The 18,515-nt window shown below is 72.9% G+C and carries 16 protein-coding genes; 8 read left to right on the top strand and 8 right to left on the bottom strand.

Annotated elements, in window-relative coordinates; genetic code table 11:
* Window positions 1–141 precede the first annotated feature (141 nt).
* Complete coding sequence (locus IO39_RS47260) at window positions 142–714, bottom strand: TetR/AcrR family transcriptional regulator (protein WP_043639522.1); 573 nt, start codon at window positions 712–714, stop codon at window positions 142–144.
* Between the two features lie 89 nt (window positions 715–803).
* Between IO39_RS47260 and IO39_RS47265 the strand changes: the two genes are divergently transcribed.
* Both IO39_RS47265 and IO39_RS47270 read left to right on the top strand, forming a co-directional pair.
* Window positions 804–2,021, top strand: coding sequence for an MFS transporter (locus IO39_RS47265; protein WP_043639525.1), 1,218 nt, complete (start codon window positions 804–806; stop codon window positions 2,019–2,021).
* Window positions 2,022–2,153: 132 nt separating this feature from the next.
* On the top strand, window positions 2,154–3,362 hold the full coding sequence (locus IO39_RS47270) for an acyl-CoA dehydrogenase family protein (RefSeq protein WP_043639529.1): 1,209 nt from the start codon (window positions 2,154–2,156) through the stop codon (window positions 3,360–3,362).
* A gap of 544 nt (window positions 3,363–3,906) precedes the next feature.
* On the opposite strand, the gene IO39_RS55710 is transcribed toward IO39_RS47270, so the two are convergent.
* Together IO39_RS55710 and IO39_RS47275 are read right to left on the bottom strand one after the other, a co-directional pair.
* Window positions 3,907–4,050 carry a hypothetical protein gene (locus IO39_RS55710; protein WP_157549898.1) on the bottom strand — a complete coding sequence of 48 codons (144 nt, stop codon included), beginning with the start codon at window positions 4,048–4,050 and terminating at the stop codon, window positions 3,907–3,909.
* Between the two features lie 163 nt (window positions 4,051–4,213).
* On the bottom strand, window positions 4,214–5,254 hold the full coding sequence (locus IO39_RS47275) for a PP2C family protein-serine/threonine phosphatase (protein WP_043639532.1): 1,041 nt from the start codon (window positions 5,252–5,254) through the stop codon (window positions 4,214–4,216).
* 266 nt (window positions 5,255–5,520) lie between these two features.
* Here IO39_RS47275 and IO39_RS47280 point away from each other — a divergent pair, with 266 nt between their 5' ends.
* The 6 genes from IO39_RS47280 to IO39_RS47305 all read left to right on the top strand — a co-directional run bounded on the left by IO39_RS47280 (window position 5,521) and on the right by IO39_RS47305 (window position 10,753).
* Window positions 5,521–6,648 carry a hypothetical protein gene (locus tag IO39_RS47280; protein ID WP_211267413.1) on the top strand — a complete coding sequence of 376 codons (1,128 nt, stop codon included), beginning with the start codon at window positions 5,521–5,523 and terminating at the stop codon, window positions 6,646–6,648.
* Window positions 6,645–7,982 carry a DUF8832 domain-containing protein gene (locus IO39_RS47285; protein ID WP_043639535.1) on the top strand — a complete coding sequence of 446 codons (1,338 nt, stop codon included), beginning with the start codon at window positions 6,645–6,647 and terminating at the stop codon, window positions 7,980–7,982. The genes IO39_RS47280 and IO39_RS47285 overlap by 4 nt, the downstream gene beginning before the upstream one ends.
* Complete coding sequence (locus tag IO39_RS47290) at window positions 7,979–8,371, top strand: FixH family protein (protein WP_043639538.1); 393 nt, start codon at window positions 7,979–7,981, stop codon at window positions 8,369–8,371. The genes IO39_RS47285 and IO39_RS47290 overlap by 4 nt, the downstream gene beginning before the upstream one ends.
* A gap of 345 nt (window positions 8,372–8,716) precedes the next feature.
* Entirely contained in the window at window positions 8,717–9,658 is a 942-nt protein-coding gene (locus tag IO39_RS47295) for a sulfite exporter TauE/SafE family protein (RefSeq protein ID WP_043639540.1), read from the top strand.
* 11 nt (window positions 9,659–9,669) lie between these two features.
* Window positions 9,670–10,059, top strand: coding sequence for an RrF2 family transcriptional regulator (locus IO39_RS47300; protein ID WP_043639544.1), 390 nt, complete (start codon window positions 9,670–9,672; stop codon window positions 10,057–10,059).
* Between the two features lie 151 nt (window positions 10,060–10,210).
* Entirely contained in the window at window positions 10,211–10,753 is a 543-nt protein-coding gene (locus tag IO39_RS47305; protein WP_043639547.1) for a hypothetical protein, read from the top strand.
* A gap of 62 nt (window positions 10,754–10,815) precedes the next feature.
* Here IO39_RS47305 and IO39_RS47310 read toward each other — a convergent pair whose 3' ends face one another.
* The 5 genes from IO39_RS47310 to IO39_RS47330 all read right to left on the bottom strand — a co-directional run.
* The gene (locus IO39_RS47310; protein ID WP_043639548.1) at window positions 10,816–11,874 is read right to left on the bottom strand and encodes an endo-1,4-beta-xylanase; all 1,059 of its coding nucleotides are present in this window, start codon (window positions 11,872–11,874) and stop codon (window positions 10,816–10,818) included.
* A gap of 142 nt (window positions 11,875–12,016) precedes the next feature.
* On the bottom strand, window positions 12,017–13,135 hold the full coding sequence (locus IO39_RS47315) for a DUF418 domain-containing protein (RefSeq protein WP_245642656.1): 1,119 nt from the start codon (window positions 13,133–13,135) through the stop codon (window positions 12,017–12,019).
* Window positions 13,136–13,414: 279 nt separating this feature from the next.
* Window positions 13,415–14,389 (bottom strand): aldo/keto reductase, encoded by a 975-nt coding sequence (locus IO39_RS47320; protein WP_043639552.1) that lies wholly within the window; start codon window positions 14,387–14,389, stop codon window positions 13,415–13,417.
* 124 nt (window positions 14,390–14,513) lie between these two features.
* The gene (locus tag IO39_RS47325; RefSeq protein ID WP_063765479.1) at window positions 14,514–17,063 is read right to left on the bottom strand and encodes a SpoIIE family protein phosphatase; all 2,550 of its coding nucleotides are present in this window, start codon (window positions 17,061–17,063) and stop codon (window positions 14,514–14,516) included.
* Window positions 17,064–17,086: 23 nt separating this feature from the next.
* Window positions 17,087–18,515 (bottom strand): response regulator (locus tag IO39_RS47330; protein WP_211267414.1); only part of this gene is annotated, 1,429 nt, incomplete at its 5' end.

Raw genomic sequence — 18,515 nt, forward strand, 5'->3', positions numbered from 1 at the left:
CGCCCTCACCCGCCACGGCCGGCCGCCGCGAAGCCCGGCCGGCACGGCCCGCCGGGGCGATCTGCCGCGAGGGCCCGCCGGACGGCTCGCCGCGAGGGGCCGCTACGAGGGCACGGCAGACCGTCCCGCCGCGAGGGGGCGTCACTTGAGTGCGGCGGTGACGAAGGCGGCGATCTGGTCGCGCAGCGCCTCGTGGTCGTCGGCCGCGTCGCCCAGTATGATGCGCCCGAGCTGCGGCATCATCGCCGGGAACAACGCCAGCCCGGTCAGCGTGAACAGCAGCCGCCCCGTCTGCGCCGAAGGCTCCTCGCCCCGCCCCGCCGCGAGTGAGGCCTTCTTGCGCCCGCAGCGCTCCACTCGGGTCTCCTGCCCGGGCAGCAGCTCCTGCCCCCGGTAGTGGAGCGCCTCCCACATCAGCAGCCGCACCAGGTCGGGGTGCGAGCGGTAGTAGTCGGTGAGCTTGGCCACGTAGTCGACGGGGTCGGCCCCCGGCAGGGCGATCTGGGCGGTCAGGTCGTCGAGCGCCTCCGTGATGACCGCGTCGAACAGCTTCTCCTTGCTGCCGAAATGGCCGTAGATGCGCTCCTTGTTGACGCCGGCGCGCTCGGCGATGCGGTCCACCCGGGCGCCCGCGATGCCGTACGCGGCGAACTCCTCGCGGGCGGCCTCCAGCAGGGCGGTGCGGGTGGCGGCGGTCGAGACCTTGGGTGCCATGGGGTCCATCTTAGCCGCCACCAACCGGTTGGTTGTAAACCAACCATCCAGTTGACATCCAACCAGTTGGTTGGCTAGCGTCCCCCTCCATGACACTCACCTTTCCGCCCAGCTCACCCCCGCAGTCCCCGCCGGACTCGGGGTCTCGCTACGCGTCCTTCGGCGCCACGCTGACCGCCTTCACGCTCACCGCGATCCTGGTCAGCGGCCAGTTGTACGTCGTGATCCCGCTTTTGCATGACATGGCCGCTGGCTGGGGCACCCAGGCCGGCGGGCTGACCTGGCTGGTGACCGCGTTCGGCATCGGGTACGGCGTCGGCTTCCTGGTGTTCGGCCCCCTTTCCGACCGGTACGGCCGCCGCAGAGTGCTGCTGCTGGGCCTGCCGCTGGCCGCGCTGACGACGGCGCTGGTCGCGGTGAGCCCCTCGCCCGAGGCGGCCCTGGCGTTGCGCGCGGTGCAGGGCGTGGCGGTGGCGACGTTCCCGCCGGCCGCGATGGCCTACCTGGGCGAACGGCTGGAGCCGCGCCGCCGCGTCGTCGCCATCGCCGCGGTGACCGGGGCCTTCCTCGCCTCGGCCGTGTTGTTGCAGGTCGCCGCCCAGCTCCTGGTGGCGGCGATCGGCTGGCGCGGCCTGTTCGCGCTCTCCGCCGCCGGCCTCGTGGCGGCGACGCTGGCCGTGCGCGCCGTCCTGCTGCCCGATCGGCCGCGGGAGGGCGGCGGATCGGTGCTGTCGGCCTACCGGCCGGTGCCCGGGCTGCTGTTCCACCGCGTGCTCGGCCTCCGCTACCTGGCCACGGTCATGCTGATGATCGGCTTCGTGGCGGTCTACACGGGCCTGCAGATCTACGGCGTCAGCTCGCCCGCCGAGCTGCTCGCGCTGCGCGCCGCGGGGCTGCCGTCGATCGTGCTGGTGCCCCTGCTCATGCCCTGGCTGGCCAGGGTCCGGATGACGACCCGGGCGGTGGCGTTCCTGACGGTGGGCGCCCTCGCGCTCGCGGCCGTCGGGCTCACCGGCACCTCCGTGCTGGTGCTCCTGCTCGCGCTCTACGTCGCCGCGATCGCGGGCGGCCTGCCCAGCCTGAACGAGTCGATCTCGGCGGGCGCGGGACCGGCGCGCGGCACGGCGCTGGCGCTGTTCTCCTTCGCGCTCGCCGTCGGCGGCAGCGTCGGCCCGCAGGTGGCGGCGGCGTTCGGCGGCTTCACCCCGCTGATGTACGGCCTGGCCGCCGGCATGGCGCTGGCCGCACTCGCCGTCCTGCTCTCGGCGGCCGGTACGCGCCGCACGGCCCCCTCGGCCGGGAAATGAGCGAATCCTTGCCCGGGACCGAGGCCCGCCGGGCGGTCCCGTGACCGTTCCGGTGCCGGGCGGGGCATTCCTGCCGGGACGTACCAGCCGGTAGGGTGTTACCGGCGGTAACGCAAGGGAGAGGTGCGGCACATGGCGGGGTTCAACCCGGAGCTCAGCGACGACGTGGTCGAGGTTCGCGACTGGGTGCACGCGTTCGCCCGCGACGTGATCCGCCCGGCGGGCGCCGAATGGGACGAGCGCGAAGAGACCCCCTGGCCCGTCATCCAGGAGGCGGCCAAGATCGGGCTGTACTCCCTCGACTTCTTCGCCACCCAGTGGTTCGAGGAGAGCGGGCTGGCGCTGCCGGTGGCGTTCGAGGAGATCTTCTGGGGCGACGCGGGCATCGGCCTGTCCATCGTCGGCACGGGGCTGGCCGCCGCCGCCCTGTCCGCCAACGGCACCCCCGAGCAGATGGGGGAGTGGCTGCCGCGGATGTTCGGCAGTGAGAACGACGTCAAGCTGGGCGCGTTCTGCGCCTCCGAGCCGGACGCCGGCTCCGACGTCGGAGCCATCCGCACCCGCGCCGTGTACGACGGGGGCGACTGGGTGCTCAACGGCGTCAAGACCTGGGCCACCAATGGCGGCATCGCCGACGTGCACGTGGTCGTCGCCTCGGTCGACCCCGACCTCGGCACCAGGGGCCAGGCGTCCTTCGTCATCCCGCCCGGTACGCCGGGGCTGTCCATGGGGCAGAAGTTCCGCAAGCACGGCATCCGGGCCTCGCACACGGCCGAGGTGATCCTGGACAATGTGCGGGTGCCCGGATCCTGCCTGCTCGGCGGCAAGGAGAAGCTGGACGCGCGGCTGGCCCGCGTACGGCAGGGGGAGCGGGCCGGCGAGCAGGCGGCGATGCGCACGTTCGAGACCACCCGCCCGTCCGTCGCCGCGATGGCGGTGGGGATCGCGCGGGCCGGCTTCGAGTACGCCAGGGACTACGCCCGCGAACGCGAGCAGTTCGGCCGCCGCATAGGCGAGAACCAGGCCATCGCCTTCCTGCTCGCCGAGATGGCCACGCGGGTGGACGTGGCCCGGCTGCTGACCTGGCGGGCCGCGTGGATGGCCCGCAACGGCCGGCCCTTCGAGCAGGCCGAGGGGTCGATGTCGAAGCTCGTGGCGGGCGAGACGGCGGTGTGGGTGACCGAACAGGCCATCCAGATCCTCGGCGGTGCCGGCTACACCAGGGAGCACCCGGTGGAGCGCTTCCACCGGGATGCCAAGATTTACACCATTTTTGAGGGCACGAGCGAGATCCAGCGCCTGATCATCGGCCGCGCCGTCACCGGCCTGCCCGTCCGCTGAACGACGAATGCCGCACGGTCAAATCCGGTGAGATCGTCGTATAAGCCGCCGCCGGCATTCTGGTCCCCGGCCAGAACTCGCGACAATTCCGACGAGGGGAAATCGCCGGCGCGGACTCGTGGCGGGAGCGCTCGGTGAGAGCCGGCGGACCGCGCCGGCGCAGAGGTCCAGCGGTCTACCACCCGCCGTACCAGCGGCGATGACGGCGATGACGGCGGCGGCGTGGGCAGTACCACTCTCCCCGGTACCGGCGGCACCGCCGGGGCGGGTGGAGGCCGATCATTTCCGGGTAAGCCATGATTCCTCCCTCGATGGGCTGGCTGACAATTCAGACGCTAGCACCTTAATTCGTATAAATCACGACATATTCGGTTAGCTTGGCGATATTTGACTCCCGAAGCTGCCGAGAAAGGCGCATCCGCGTATCGCGTAAAAAGGTGCCAAATAGTGGGCTCGGCGTCTCGCCGGGGTGGGAGCCGCCGCCGGCGCTGCGCATGCGGAATGCGGCGGCCTTCCCGCACCCGGCCGGAGCCTTGACGGGCTCCTACTGCACGCAGACGTCGCCGGGAATCAGGTCGCAGAGGACCCCGATGGGGTCGACCTGGGCCGCGGCCGGCGCGGTGGCGCCGGTGACCAGCACGGCGGTGGCGACGGTGACGGTGGCGAGGGCGGCCAGGATGCGACGCATGACGTCTCCTTCGGGGGTAACGGCCGGGGATCTGACACCCGTTATTTACCCTGCGTAAGCATTCGACTCCTGTCAGTCAGAGTCGGATCCCTTGGCGGATGAGGCCCAGGTTCCTTACCTGGAAGAACGCCGCGCGTCCCCGGACGTCCGATCGGCGCGGGCGTCAATCTCCAGGGCGGTGGAGCAGGAGCATGGCGGCGTCGTCCAGGAGGGGGCCGCCCGTGTGCTCCACCAGGTCGGCGCGCAGGGCGTCGAGAGCCGCCTGCGGGTCGTCGCGGCGCAGCAGCCACGCCCGCTCGGCCAGCGGGTAGAACTCGCCCGCCGCGTTCCTGGCCTCGATCACGCCGTCGGTGAAGAACAGCACCCGGTCCCCGCGCCCGAACGGGATCCGGTGGGCCTTGACCGCCGAGGAGTCGAACGAGCCCAGCCCCAGCGGCAGGCCCTGCTCGGGCGGCTCGGCGGTGCGCAGGCCGCCGTCGGCCAGGATGAGCAGCGGCGGCGGATGGCCGAAGTTCACCAGCGTCATCTCGGTGTCGTGCACCTCGGCGACGATCGCGGTGACGAACTGCTCGCCGCCCAGGTGCCTGGCCAGGCTGGCCTCCAGGCGCTCGCCGATGTCGGCCGGGTCGGCCTGGTCGTAGGCGGCCTCGCGGAAGGCGCCCAGCACCCAGGCCGCCGTCTCGACCGCCGCCAGCCCCTTGCCCTGGACGTCGCCGATCAGCAGCCGTACGCCGTGCGGGGTGGTGACGATCTCGTACAGGTCGCCGCCGATCCGGGCCTCGGCCTGCGCCGACGTGTACGACAGCGCCACCCGCAGGTCGCCCGCCCGCCGGGGCACGGGCCGCAGCAGCACGCGCTGCGCGACCTCGGCCACCCGGCGGACGCTGGCCAGCTCGCGCTCGCGCTGCAGGCGCAGGCGGGCGGCCAGCATGCTCGCCCCGGTCACGCCCGCGATGCCGATGAGGGTGAGGTTGTTCTCCCAGGTGAACAGCAGGTCGTTGTAGACCGCCATGGGCACGCAGATGGCCAGCGCCACCGCGCCGACCGCGGCGGTCCTGCGCACGCCGCCGGACACCGACGCGAAGGCCGGGCCGAGCGTGAGCAGCGGCAGGAAGACCAGGGACTCCCCGGCCAGCAGGTCGGTCAGGGCGACGCCGAGCATGACGACGAAGGGCAGCCAGCGCAGGACTCGCAACGACCTCATCCGACCCCCGAGTGCACGACCGACCACCTTCGACTCTCCAGCATCGCGCAGGGCACGGGTCGTTCTCAAGCCGCGCCGCTCGTAACCGTGCGCGAGCCCGCCGTTCCGCGATTCTTCGAAAACCGGAGCGGGCGATTGCCGGTATTCCCGGCAGCCGGGGGAATCGTGTCCGGGCCAGCACGCACCGTGAATGGCCGGGTCGTTTTTCACCGGGCCGCCAATTGCTGGATGTGGATAGATTCGTCCTGACAGAAAGGAGTCATCACGTGGCATTGGCCGACGCCGGCATTCGGCGATTAGTGGTGGATTCGGGGGAGCCCCGGACGTGGGTGTCCCTCCGTACGGACCTGGTGACGGCGCTGCTCGGGGTCTGGTTCGGGGTCGGGCTGATGATCGACGCCTGGGCGCACACCAACCTGGCGGAGCTGGAGACGTTCTTCACACCCTGGCACGCGGTCTTCTATTCCGGGTTCGCCGTGGTCTCGGGCTGGATCATCTGGCAGGTCTGGCGGAACGTGCGCGCCGGCCGGCAGGGACTCGCGGCCGTCCCCACCGGCTATCTGGCCGGGCTGGTGGCGATTCCCGCCTTCGCCGCCTTCGGATTCGCCGACATGATGTGGCACACCATCCTCGGCATCGAGACGAGCCTCGACATTCTTTTCAGCCCTTCACATCTCGGGCTCATCGTGACGATGCTCCTCATCATCACCACGCCGCTGCGCTCGGCGTGGAACGCCCCCGACCTGGGCGACCGGCCGACCCTCGGCCGCCTGCTGCCCGCCCTGATCGGGCTCGCCTTCGCCACCACGCTGGTGTCGCTGTTCCTGTCGTACGGGGACGCCATGCAGTACCGCGCGCCCCGCATCGTCGAGGCGTTCTCCTCCGTCAACGACCCCGGCGCGGACCGGCTCGCCCTCGCCATGGTCGTCACCAACGTCGTCATGCTCAGCCCGGTGCTGCTCCTGGCCCGCCGCTGGGCGCTGCCGTTCGGCTCGGTGACCGTCATGTACGCGATCGCCATCCTCATGCCCGGCGCCCAGACGGAGTTCGAGAACGTGCCCGTCCTGCTGTCGTTCGTGGCCGCCGGGTTCGTGAGCGACCTGCTGATCCGCTGGCTGCGGCCGTCCGGCGCGCGGCGCGGCGCCTACTGGGCCTTCGCCGGGCTGTCGGCCTTCGCCACCTGGTCGCTCTACATCGGGATCGCCTCGGCCACCGGGGGCGGTCTGCCCGCCGTGCCCGAGCTGTGGACCGGCGCGCCGATCATCGCCGGGCTGATCGGGCTGGCGCTCGGCGCGCTCTTCCTGCCCAACGCCGTCGGGACACGCTCCGGTGAGACCGAGGCCGCCGGGACCGAGAAGGGCGCGCCTGCCGTGATCGACGCCGAGCGGGCATGATCCGAGTCCTGTGCCTCGCCGCCGTGCTCGTGCTGGTGATGGCCGCCCCCGCCGTGGCGCACAACGTCACGGCGGGGGCGGACCTGCGCATCGCCCAGACGATCGCGGGCGCGGAGGTCACGGTGGTGGTCAAGGGCACGTCCCGGGTGCCGGGGCCGCTGCGGATCGGGGTCGTCGCCTACCAGGCGGTGGCCGGGCTGCCGGTCGGCCTGGAGGTCCGGTCGGTGGAGGACGGCCGTACGGTGACGGCCACGGCCACGGCCGCCGCCGACCCCCGGTACGCCGAGCTGCGGGTCGAGCGGACCGGACCGCACGAGCTGCGGCTGCGCGCGGGGGGCGAGACCGCGGTGGTGCCGTTCCGGGTGCTCGTCGACCGGGGGTCGGCGGCGGACTTCCTCATCTACGGCGGCCTGTTCGTGGCCGCGCTGCTGCTGGTGGGCGGCCTGCTCACCGGGGCGCTGTCCCGTCCGGGCACGGCGATGGCGCTGGCGGCGGGCGCCGCGGCGGGGGTGACGGTGGCCGCCATGGTGATCGTGTTCGAGCCCTGGGTGACGCCCTCGCCTCCCGACGGGGCCGCGCCGACGGCCGAGGCGGCGGCGGGCGCGACGGTGGCGGCGGGCGGGCGGCCGTACGCGCAGGCGCGGGTGGCGACGGTGCCCGCCCGGCCGGCGGTGGGGGAGGAGTTCACGCTGCGCCTGGATCTCGTCGACGGTTCCACCGGGCGGCCGGTGGACGATCTCACCGTTCATCACGAGGCGCTCGCCCACCTGGTCGTCACCAGCCAGGACGGGCGCTACTTCCGCCATGTGCATCCGCTGCGCACGGCCCCGGGACGGCTGGAGGTCAGGCTGACCGCCGACCGCCCCGGCCGCTACCTGGCCCACGCCGAGCTGGAACGGGAGGACTCCGGCGGACAGCTCCTGGAGGCGGGCTTCACCGTCGGCGGCGACCCGGAGCAGGCCGTCCCGGCCACCGCGGGCGAGCCGGGCCCGCAGAGCACCGGGGCCACCGCGGGCGAGCCGGACCCGCCGGCCGCCGTGCCGGGGTTGCGGCCCGCCGTGCCGGTCGCGGGGCGGCCGGCGACGATCGAGCTGGCCGCGCCCGCCGGGGTGCGGCCCTGGCTGGGCATGACCGGTCACCTCATCGTCCGCAGCCGGTCCGGAGACTTCCTCGGTCACGTGCACGAGATGGGCAGCCCGGGGTCGCGCCTGCGCTTCACCTTCAGCTTCCCCGAGCCCGGCCGCTACCTGGCGTGGGTCCAGTACGCCACCGGCGACCGCATCGTGACCACCCCCTTCACCGTGGACGTGACCGCGTCGGAGGCCGCGAGATGAGGCTCAAGATCGCCCTGCCCGCCGCCGCCCTCGTGGTCGCGGCCGTGGCGCTGTTCGTCGTGGGCAGGAGCGCGTCTGCCGAGCCGGTCCACGTGAGCACCACGGGCACGCGCTACGCCGCCACCGTCTCGATCGCCGACCCGGCGCCCGGCCGCGTCACCGTGGAGGTGAAGGTGGACAAGGGCGACGCCGACAGCGTGGCCCTGTCCGCGGTGATGCCCGAGATGGGGCACGCCACGCCCGAGCTCACCGCCACCGAGCGGGAGCCGGGCCGCTTCCTGGGTGAGGGCGAGCTGTTCTCGATGACCGGCGTCTGGGAGCTGTCGATCCGCCTCGACGGCCCCGCGGGCGAGGAGGAGCTCGCCGTCAAGGCCCTGATCACGGAATAAGGCCCTGATCACGGAATAAGGCCCTGATCACGGAATAAGGCCCTGATCACGGAATAAGGCCCTGATCACGGAATGACGCCCACGGGCTGAACCACCGCCGGGCCCGCCGGCCCCACCCGGCCGGCGGCGCCCGGCCCCCTGGTCCTCACCTCCGGCGGCCGGCGGCGCCCGGACCCGTGGTCCCCACCTCCGGCCGGTGGTGCCTTGCCCCCGGTCTCCGTCCCGGTCCGGATCGCCGGCGCGGGCGTTCGCCGCGCCATATTCCCGTCCCCGGGAGAGGGCTTGACAGGACACGCGGTTCCATAAATCATTATCCCTACTTATTAAGTAGAGAAAGGGGAGATCGTGCGAGCGCTCATCCTGCTCGGGCTGGTCGGCCTCGCGGCCCAGCTCGTCGACGGCAGCCTCGGCATGGCCTACGGCGTCACGTCGACCACGCTGCTGCTCGCCATCGGCACCAACGCGGCGGCCGCCTCCGCGACCGTCCACCTCGCCGAGATCGGCACTACGCTCGCCTCGGGCATCTCCCATTGGCGCTTCGGCAACGTCGACTGGAAGGTCGTCGCCAAGATCGGTATCCCGGGGGCCGTCGGCGCGTTCGCCGGGGCGACGTTCCTGTCCAGCCTGTCCACCGAGGTCGGCGCCCCGGTCATGTCGCTGATCCTGCTCTCCCTGGGCGTGTACATCCTCATCCGCTTCACCGCCTTCGGCCTGCCGCGCGGCAACCTGGGCAAGCCGCTGCGCAGGCGCTTCCTGGCGCCGCTCGGCCTGCTGGCCGGCTTCGTCGACGCCACCGGCGGCGGCGGGTGGGGCCCGGTCGGCACCCCCGCCATCCTGGCCAGCGGCCGCCTGGCCCCGCGCAAGGTGATCGGCTCCATCGACGCCAGCGAGTTCCTCGTCGCCATCGCCGCCAGCGTCGGCTTCTTCGTCGGCATCGGCTCGGAGAACATCAACTTCTCGTGGGTGGCCGTCCTGCTGCTCGGCGGCGTCATCGCCGCGCCGATCGCGGCCTGGCTCGTACGGCACATCCCGCCGCGCATCCTCGGCTCGGCCGTCGGCGGCGTGATCGTGCTGACCAACGTGCGCACGCTGCTGCGCAGCGACTGGATCGACGCCTCCGGCGGCGTGCAGACCGTCTCCTACATCGTCATCGCCGTCATCTGGGCCGCCGCGATCGCGTATTCCGTGCGCGAGTACCGCCGCGACAAGGCCAACGAGTCGGTCGACGCGGTGGAGAGCGAGGCGCGGCGGCGCGGCGCCACGGAGGAGGAGACGGCCTCCGCCTGAGCCGCCGGCCTATGAGAATCTCCGCCAGAACCCAGTACGCCCTCGGGGCCATACTTGCCCTGGCCGCCTCCGACAGCCCGGTGCACGCCGAGCGGATCGCCGTGGAGCAGGAGATCCCGCGCCGCTTCTGCGACAACATCCTGCTCCAGCTGCGCCGGGCCGGCCTGATCCACAGCCAGCGCGGCCCCGACGGCGGCTACTGGCTGGCCCGGCCGGCCAAGGAGATCGCCCTGGCCGACGTCATCCGGGTCACCGAGGGCGTCGAACCGGTCATCCGCCCCTTGTCCCCGGCCGCCGCGCCGCTCGCCGAGGTCTGGGCCCGGCTGCGCGACCACGAGGACGCCCTGCTCAACGAGATCACCCTGGCCGACATCGTGGACGCCGCCTCCGGACGCGGCTGAGACGCCCGGATCGCGGCGCGGATCACGGCGCGGATCACGGCGCGGATCACGGCCGGGGCCGGTCGGCTGAGCGACCGGGCCGGGGCCGGTCGGCGAGGTCAGGGCCGGTTGGCGGGGCCGGGGCCGGTCGGCGGGGTGGCAAGCTGGGGCGGTGGCTTTCGGAGTGCGTGAGTTCGAGCTGGCGCTGCTGCACCGCATGCGCGACGTCAACCCGGACAGGGTGGCGGAGGCGCTGGCCGCCATGGGCGCCTCCCGGGGCGAGCAGCGCGAGGCCCACGCCCACTGGACGCGGCTGGTCCACGTCCGCAAGCCGGCCGGCGCCCTGCGGCTGGCGCTCGGCCCGGCGCCGCACCGCGGCCGCAGGCCGGCGGGCAGCCTCACCTGCGACGTGCTGCGCTGGCCGCTGCCGAGCTGGCCCGGCCTGGCGTACGAGGCGCTGTTCGGCCCCGGTGGCGAGTTGTGGAACCAGTGGTTCGTCCGCCCCTCGGGGGTCGTCCCGCTGACCTTCGCGGACCTGACCCCCTGGACGTGCGTGGTCGCCGACGTCGTGGCGAGCTTCCCCGGCGCCGTGCAGATCGACGGCCCGGCCCCGCAGCACTGGACCGTCGACCTCCGGCACGGCGGCCGGGCCCACCGGGCCCGGTTCGTGTACGGGCTCTTCCAGCGCCTCGACCCGGCCCCCACGGGCCCCTAGCGCGGGCGCGGCCCCACGGGGTCCTGGCGCGGGCATTGCCCTCGCGAGTCCCTCGCGAGTCCCTAGCGCGGGCGCTTCACCGACAGCAGCGCGTGGTAGGCGGGCTTGGGAGCCAGGTTCTCGTCCAGCAGGCAGGCCGCGCCCTGCCCCTCGAACCAGCCGGGCACCCACGAGTGCCGGTCGGTGTAACCCCAGACGGTGAGCTCGCGGCAGGCCCGGACGCTGAGGCAGTCGGTGAGGGCACGCCGGTAGTAGTCGGCCTGGGTGGCCAGCTTCTCCGGGGTGACGGGCAGCTCCATGCGCACGTCCAGCTCGGTGATCGCGACCTCCAGGCCCAGGTCGGCGAAGCGGCGCATGACGTTCGCCCAGTCGCCGGGGTAGTCGTACTGGATGCCGAGGTGGCCCTGGAAGCCGACGCCGTGGATCGGCACGCCCTGCGCCTGCAGCTCCTTGACCAGGGAGAGGGTGGTCTCGATCTTGGGGGCGTTCCACTCCAGGTTGTAGTCGTTGATGAAGAGCCTGGCGTGCGGGTCGGCGCGGTGCGCCCAGCGGAAGGCGTCGGCGATGTAGCCGGGGCCGAGGTGCTTGAGCCAGATGCTCTGCCGCATCGTGCCGTCCTCCTCCACGACCTCGTTGACCACGTCCCAGGCCCGGATCTTGCCCTTGTACCGGCGCACCTGGGTGGTGATGTGGTCGCGCAGGATCGTCCGCAGCTCGGCGGCGCCGATCGAGCCGTCCTCGACGCCGGCCGTCAGCCAGGCGGGGAGCTGGTTGTGCCAGACGAGGGTGTGGCCGCGCACCTGCTGGCGGTTGCGGCGCGCGCTCTCGACGAGGGTGTCGGCGTCGTCCCAGGTGAACACGCCCCGCTCCGGCTCCACCGACTCCCACTTCATCGCGTTCTCGGCGGTGACGTGGTTGAACTCGCGGTTGAGCGTCCTGCGGTAGTCGGGCTCAGCGCGCAGGGCCGCGATGTCCACCGCGGAGCCGATCTTGACGCCGGTCTGCTGCGCGAGCCGGCGCAGGTCCTTGGCCGGGTGGGAAGGCGTGGGGTGGGGATGCGCGTACGCGGGGAGCGCGGGGACGGCGAGGGTGAGGGCGAGCGCGAGGATCAGGGGCTTCACCGAATGACCTCCGATGCAGAAGCCGGGGGGTGCAGGAAGGGAGATGCGGCCGAAAGTTTCGGAATTGTGTCGATAGTTTCACCGACTGCCGGAACCGTAAGCGCTCGCGGACGCCACGTCAACCACTCCGGGCGCGCGGAGCTCAGGCGCGCTGGTGCGTACGGGACCGCCACGGCACCTGGTACGCCCACTGCCAGGCCAGTTCGAGCGGCCCCCGGTCGAATCGGCGCAGCCACAGCGACGCCAGCGTCATGAACAGCAGGCAGATCCCCGCCCACGCGACCGGCACCCACCACGGCCGCAGCCCGTCCAGCCGCCCGGCCAGACCCAGCCCCCAGTCGTAGCAGAGCGCGCCGGCCACCAGGTTCTGGAAGACGTAGCAGGACAGCGCCGTGCGGCCCACGTCGGCGAACCCCCGCCGCAGCACGCCCGGCGCGCCCTTCATGCCGAGCACGATCGAGGTGACCAGCGCCAGCAGGCCCACCGCGACCAGCGGCGCGAGCAGGTAACGGTCGACCAGGAACCAGGTGGGGCCGGCGAAGGAGGCGGCCAGGTTCAGCGGCGCGCCGACGCCGAGCCCGGCCACCATCAGCCGGGCCCGCAGCCGCGCGCCGCGCTCGTCGAAGACCCCGGCGCGCATCAGCCGGACGCCGAGCAGGAACAGCACGATGCCCAGGGGCACGATGAAGACCAGCTCCGCGCGGAAGGTCACGAGGTTGTCGAGGCGCAGCCGCACCTGGTCGGGCCAGCTCGCCGGGTACGCCGGAGCCGCCCCCGCGCCGCCGCCCGGCACGGTCGCCAGCGCCAGCGTGGCCAGCCCCACCAGGGCCAGGTGCAGCGTGCCGGCGGCGACCATCCAGGCCGTGATGGCGTGCTCGCTCCGCCCCACCAGGTACGCCACGATCACGGACGTGATCGCGTACCCCATCAGCACGTCGAACTCGAAGACCAGCACGTAGTGCAGCACGCCCTCGATGAACAGCAGCGACGCCCGCCAGAGGTAGCGCCCCGGCCAGCGCATGCCCTTGCGCACCGCGCTGCGGTACTGCAGTTCGAGCCCCACCCCGAACAGCAGCGTGAGCAGGCCGAGGAACTTGCCGTTGGACAGGAACCGCAGGAAGGTCTCCACCGGGCCGCCGCCGCCGAACTGGAGCAGCTCCAGCGCGCCGCCGGGGGCCGTGAAGATCCAGATGTTCGTGCCGAGCGTGCCGAGGATGGCCACCCCGCGCAGCACGTCGAGTGCGTCGATGCGTCTGGTCACACCTACAAGCCTGCTGGTCAGGGGGCCTGAGGGCATCGGCCTGCGGAGCGAGATGCGTGGTACATCGATCGATGTACCACGTTACGTCTTTGGTCCCGCCGGCTCCTTCGCGGCCACGTCTTTGGTCGCAGGACGCCGGGGACGGGAGCGGGCGGCCGCGGGAGCGGAGTCCACGCGGCCGCCCTGCCAGTCCCGCGGCCAGTCCCGCGGCCTGGCCTGGCCAGAGCCTGGCCAGAGCCTGGCCAGAGCCAGGCCAGAGACAGCGTGTCCCAGCCGGGGTCACGCCTCGATGCCGGCCTCCTTGGCGGCGCGGTCGATGGCGGCGAGCTCGTCCTCGCTGAAGTCCAGCCGGTCCACGGCCGCCACGTTCGCCTCAAGCTGCTCGGGGCTGGAGGCGCCCACGAGCACGGAGGTGACGCGCGGGTCGCGCAGCGCCCAGGCCAGCGCGAGCTGGGCCACCGTCTGCCCGCGCGACTCCGCCAGGACCGACAGCGCCCGGACGAACGTCAGCACCTCCGGCGTCACCCGGTCCGCGGTCAGGAACCGGCCCTCGGCCGCCCTCGAGTCGGCCGGAATGCCGTTCAGGTAGCGGTCGGTCAGCAGGCCCTGCGCCAGCGGCGAGTAGACCACGCAGCCGACGCCCTCCTCCTCCAGCACGCCGAGCAGGGACTCCTCGATGCGCCGGTTGAGCAGGGAGTACGGCGGCTGGTGCACCAGCAGCGGGGTGCCGAGCGCGCGCAGCAGGCGGGCGGCCTCGGCGGTGCGTTCGGGCGAGAAGTTGGACACGCCGACGTAGAGCGCGCGGCCGGTGCGGACCATGTGGTCCAGCGTGGCGACCTGCTCCTCCAGCGGCGTGTCCTCGTCGTCGCGGTGCAGGTAGAAGATGTCCACGTAGTCGAGGCCGAGCCGGGCCAGCGAGCGGTCGAGCGTGGCCAGCAGGTGCTTGCGCGAGTTGCCCTTGCCGTAGGGGCCGTCCCACATCGGGTTGCTGCCCTTGGTGGTGACCACGGCCTCGTCACGCAGCGACCGCGGGAAGAGCCGGCCGAACGCGGCCTCGGCCGCCCCGATCGGCGGGCCGTACCTGTCGGCGATGTCGAAGTGGGTGATGCCCAGGTCGAAGGCCTTGTGCAGGATCGCGCGCTGGACGTCGAGCGGCTTGCCCTCGCCGAAGTTGTGCCACAGGCCGAGCGAGACGGCGGGCAGGAGGAGCCCGCTGCGTCCGCACCTTCTGTACGGCTGGCGTTCGTAGTCCAAGGATGACCTTCCGCATGAAATCGCGAATGAAACGTTTTACCGCCCAAGTTAAGCACCTTCCCGGCCTCTCCCGCCGCCCCGCCCGCCGCCCCGCCCGCCGCTCCGCCCGCCGCGGCCCGCCGGTTCAGGTCAGGTGCACGCCGATGAGGCAGGTGTCGTCGTCGGTGTCGGAGTTGCAGTGCGTGAGCAGGTCGTCCAGGCGGTGGTCCAGCGTCGCGGCGTGCCGCCGGGCGACGGCCAGGAGCTGGTCCTGGGCGTGGCGCATGTTGTGGTCGCGCCGCTCGATCAGGCCGTCGGTGTAGAGCAGCAGGGTGTCCTCGGCCCGCAACTGCAGGCGGCCCTCCTCGTACCGCGCGTCGGTGAACGCCCCCAGCAGCGGCCCCTTCACCATCGGCAGCTCCGCGCCGTCCCCCTCGCGCAGCAGGATGGGCGGCAGGTGGCCGGCCCTGGCCCAGCGCAGGACGCGGGTGGGCGGGTCGTACAGGCCGCACACGGCCGTGGCGGTCATGCGGTCGGCCAGGTGGTGGGCGACCTGGTTGAGCCAGCTCATGATCTGCGCCGGGCCCGCGCCCGTGGTGGCCAGGCCGCGCAGCGCGTTGCGCAGGATCACCATGCCGGTGGCCGCCGCCACGCCGTGCCCCGCCACGTCGCCCACCGACAGCAGCACGCGCCGGGACGGCAACGCGACCGCGTCGTACCAGTCGCCGCCGACCAGGTCCTCCTTCTGCGCCGGACGGTAGCGGACGGCGATGTGCAGGCCGAAGGAGTCCATCGTGCCGTGCGAGGGCGGCATGATGGCCTGCTGGAGCTGCAGGGCCAGGCGGTTGCGCGCGGCCGACTGCTGCTCGGTGTGGGCGAGCTGGTCGCGGGTGACCGACAGCGCGACCTCCGTCCAGTGCTGCGAGGAGATGTCCTGGTACGCCCCGCGCACCGCCATCAGCCGCCCGTCCGGCCCGAAGACCGGCTCGGCCACGACCCGCATGTGCCGGTCGATCCCGTCGCGGCGGCGCAGCCGGAACGCCACCGCCGCGAACCGCCGGTGGTGCAGCACCGTGCGCAGGAACCGGCCGATGGCGATCTCGTCGTCGGGGTGGGCGTGGTCGCGCAGCCGTTCCAGGGGGATCGGGCGGTCGCCCATCGCCAGGCCGTACAGGGAGTAGAGCTGGGCGTTCCAGGTGATCTGGCCCGTCACCGCGTTCTCCTCGAAGCCGCCGATGCGGCCCAGCCGCTGCGCGTGCTCCAGCAGCCCGGCCAGGCGGGCGCCCTCGTCGTGGTCGCGCCACACCATCAGCACGCTGTCGCCGTGCCGGGTCAGGCTCACGTCGGCCACGCCCGTCGTGCTCAGGCCGAGCGGCATGCGCTCGGCGCGGAACGGCTCGCCGGTCGCGTGCACGCACTCCAGCCGCGCGAACAGCCCGCCCGCCGCCCGCGGGTAGGCCTCCAGCAGCCGCCCGCCCGGCGCCAGCGGATACGCGTCGAGCAGCAGCCCGTCGCCGCCGGTGATCCGCTCGTTGACGTGCTGGATGCGGAAGTCGGCCGGCTCGCCGCGGGCGTCCGGCTGCGCCCGCAGCACCAGCGCCGGATCGGGCAGCGCGTCCGCCAGGTCCACGATCTCCGCCAGCATCGCCGCGGAGGCGGCGGCCTGCTCGGCGGGCCGGGCGGGCTCGGCGGGCTCGGCGGTCGTGATGGGGGCGGTCGTGATGGGGGCGGGCGGGGACGGGGTGTGGAGGGGCGGGACTGCTGGGCCGAACGGTGAGTCGAGGGTGTGCGCGCACAGGTCGGCCATGGCCTCGATCTGCCGCTCCAGGCGGGGCGGATGCGGCGGCAGCGCGTGCGGCCAGCAGATCTCCAGCACCCCCAGCACCCGCCCGGCGACCGTCATGGGCACCGTCACCCGGCCGCCGCCCGCGACGAGCCGGCCGATGGCGGGCAGGCCCGGGTCGGTGTGCCAGATCATGCGCCGCTCCGCCAGCGTCCGGCCGGCCGGGGTGACCACGCCCGGCGGGAGGTGCCGCCACCGCCTGGCCTCCTCCGTGCCGAAGCCGGCGTGCCCGGCCAGGGTGAGCGAGGCGCCCGGCTCGGCCGCCCACACCGCCACCGCCCGGGCGCCCAGCGGGGCCAGCGCGTGCTCCAGCAGCGCGGCGGCCACCACCATGGTGTCGGGGGCGCCGAGTGCGGCGCTCTCGGCGGTGCGCAGCCGTACGGAGGCCGCCGGGTCGTCCTCGCCGGCCTCGCCGATGCGGTCGCGGGCGACCTGGTTGACGACGTCGGCCGCGACCTCCAGCGGGGACACGCCGGCCTTGGCCGCCAGCCCGGCGAGCTGCTCGGCCGCCTGGGCGGGGCCGCAGCCCAGCCGCTCGACCAGGACCCCCTTGGCCAGCTCGATCACGGCCCGGTCGGCGGCGGCGCGCCGGGTGCGCTCGATCTCCTGCCGCAACCGCTCGACGGTCGCCGCCAGCCTCCCCAGGTCCCGCTCCCCCGCCGCTTCCCCGTCGTTCCACCGGCCGGCCGGTCCGCCGTCGTTCCGCTCACCGGCCGGTCCGTCGTCGTTCCGCTCACCGGCCGGTCCCTCGCCGGTCCGCCGGCCGGCCGGTTCGCCGGAGGGGGCCGGGGAGCTTCCGGAAGGGGGTGCGGGGGGAGGGGTCACGGGGGCGTCGTCGGAAGGAGTGTGCACGTGCCGCTCCTCGTCGCGAGTGGTCAGGACGGGTCCATCCAGTGCTGGATGCGTTCGATGAGGTGGTCGGCGTCCACCGGCTTGGTGACGTAGTCGCTGGCCCCGGCCGCCAGGCTCTTCTCCTGGTCGCCCGGCATCGCCTTGGCGGTGACCGCGATGATCGGCAGGTCCGCGTACCGGGGCATGGACCTGATCGTCTCCGTGGCGGTGTAGCCGTCCATCTCCGGCATCATGACGTCCATCAGGATCAGGTCGGTCTCCTCGTGGGCCGTCAGCGTGTCGATGCCCTTGCGGCCGTTCTCGGCGTGCAGGACGCGGATGCCGTGGATCTCCAGCATGCTCGTCAGCGCGTACAAGTTGCGGGCGTCGTCGTCCACCACCAGGACGGTCCGGCCGGCCAGGGTGTTGTCGATCTCCCGGCCCTCCGCCGCGCCCATGGTGTCGGTCCTGACGAGCGGCAGCACGTCGCCGGGCTGGTCGGCGGTCAGGTGCAGCGCGATGCGCTCGCGCAGCTCGTCGAGGCTCGACAGCAGTTCGAGGGGCTGGTGCGCCAGGCGCACCTCCTGCTGGGCGTGGGTGCGCCAGTTGTTGTAGGCCAGCACGGGCACTCCGTGCAGGCGGGGTTCGTCGTTCATGGCCGCCAGCAGCCGATATGCCGACATGTCGGGCATGTTGAGGTCGAGCACGATGCAGTGGCAGGGCTGCCCCGACAACATCACGGCCGCTTCGTCGGCTCCGGCCGCCGTGACCACCTCCATGGTCCCCTCCCGGTCGCGCGCGCTGGCCAGATCGCCCACGACGCTGTCGGAGACCAGCGACAGCAGCCCGTTCCTGCGCTCCTCGATCACCAGCAGCCGCCGCCGCGCGGCCGGGGGCGTGACCGCCGCCTGCGCGGGCTCGCCGCCCTCCGCCGGCATCGCCTCGAACCCGGGCCGCGCCACCGGCAGGTACAGGGTGAACACGCTGCCCTGCCCCGGCGTGCTCTGCACGGTGATGGCGCCGCCCAGCAGGTAGGCGATCTCGCGGCTGATCGACAGGCCGAGGCCGGTGCCGCCGTACTTGCGGCTGGTGGTGCCGTCGGCCTGCTGGAACGCCCCGAAGATCGCGCGGCCGGCTCGATGCGCAGCTCCACGCTGCCCGTCTCGGTGAACTTGACGGCGTTGGAGAGCAGGTTGCGCAGCACCTGGCGCAGCCGGGAGTCGTCGCAGCACCTGGCGCAGCCGGGAGTCGTCGGTGAGCAGCTCGGACGGCACGCCCGGCGCGGTGGTGACGCGGAAGTCGAGCTTCTTCTGCCCGGTCATGGGCCGGAACGTGGCCTCCACGTAGTCGAGCAGCCGTGGCAACTGCACCCACTCGGGGTTGATGTCCATCTTGCCCGCCTCGACCTTGGACAGGTCGAGGATGTCGTTGATGAGCTGCAGCAGGTCGGAGCCGGCCGAGTGGATGATGCCG

This window comes from Nonomuraea candida (assembly GCF_000725485.1).
GTDB lineage: Bacteria > Actinomycetota > Actinomycetes > Streptosporangiales > Streptosporangiaceae > Nonomuraea > Nonomuraea candida.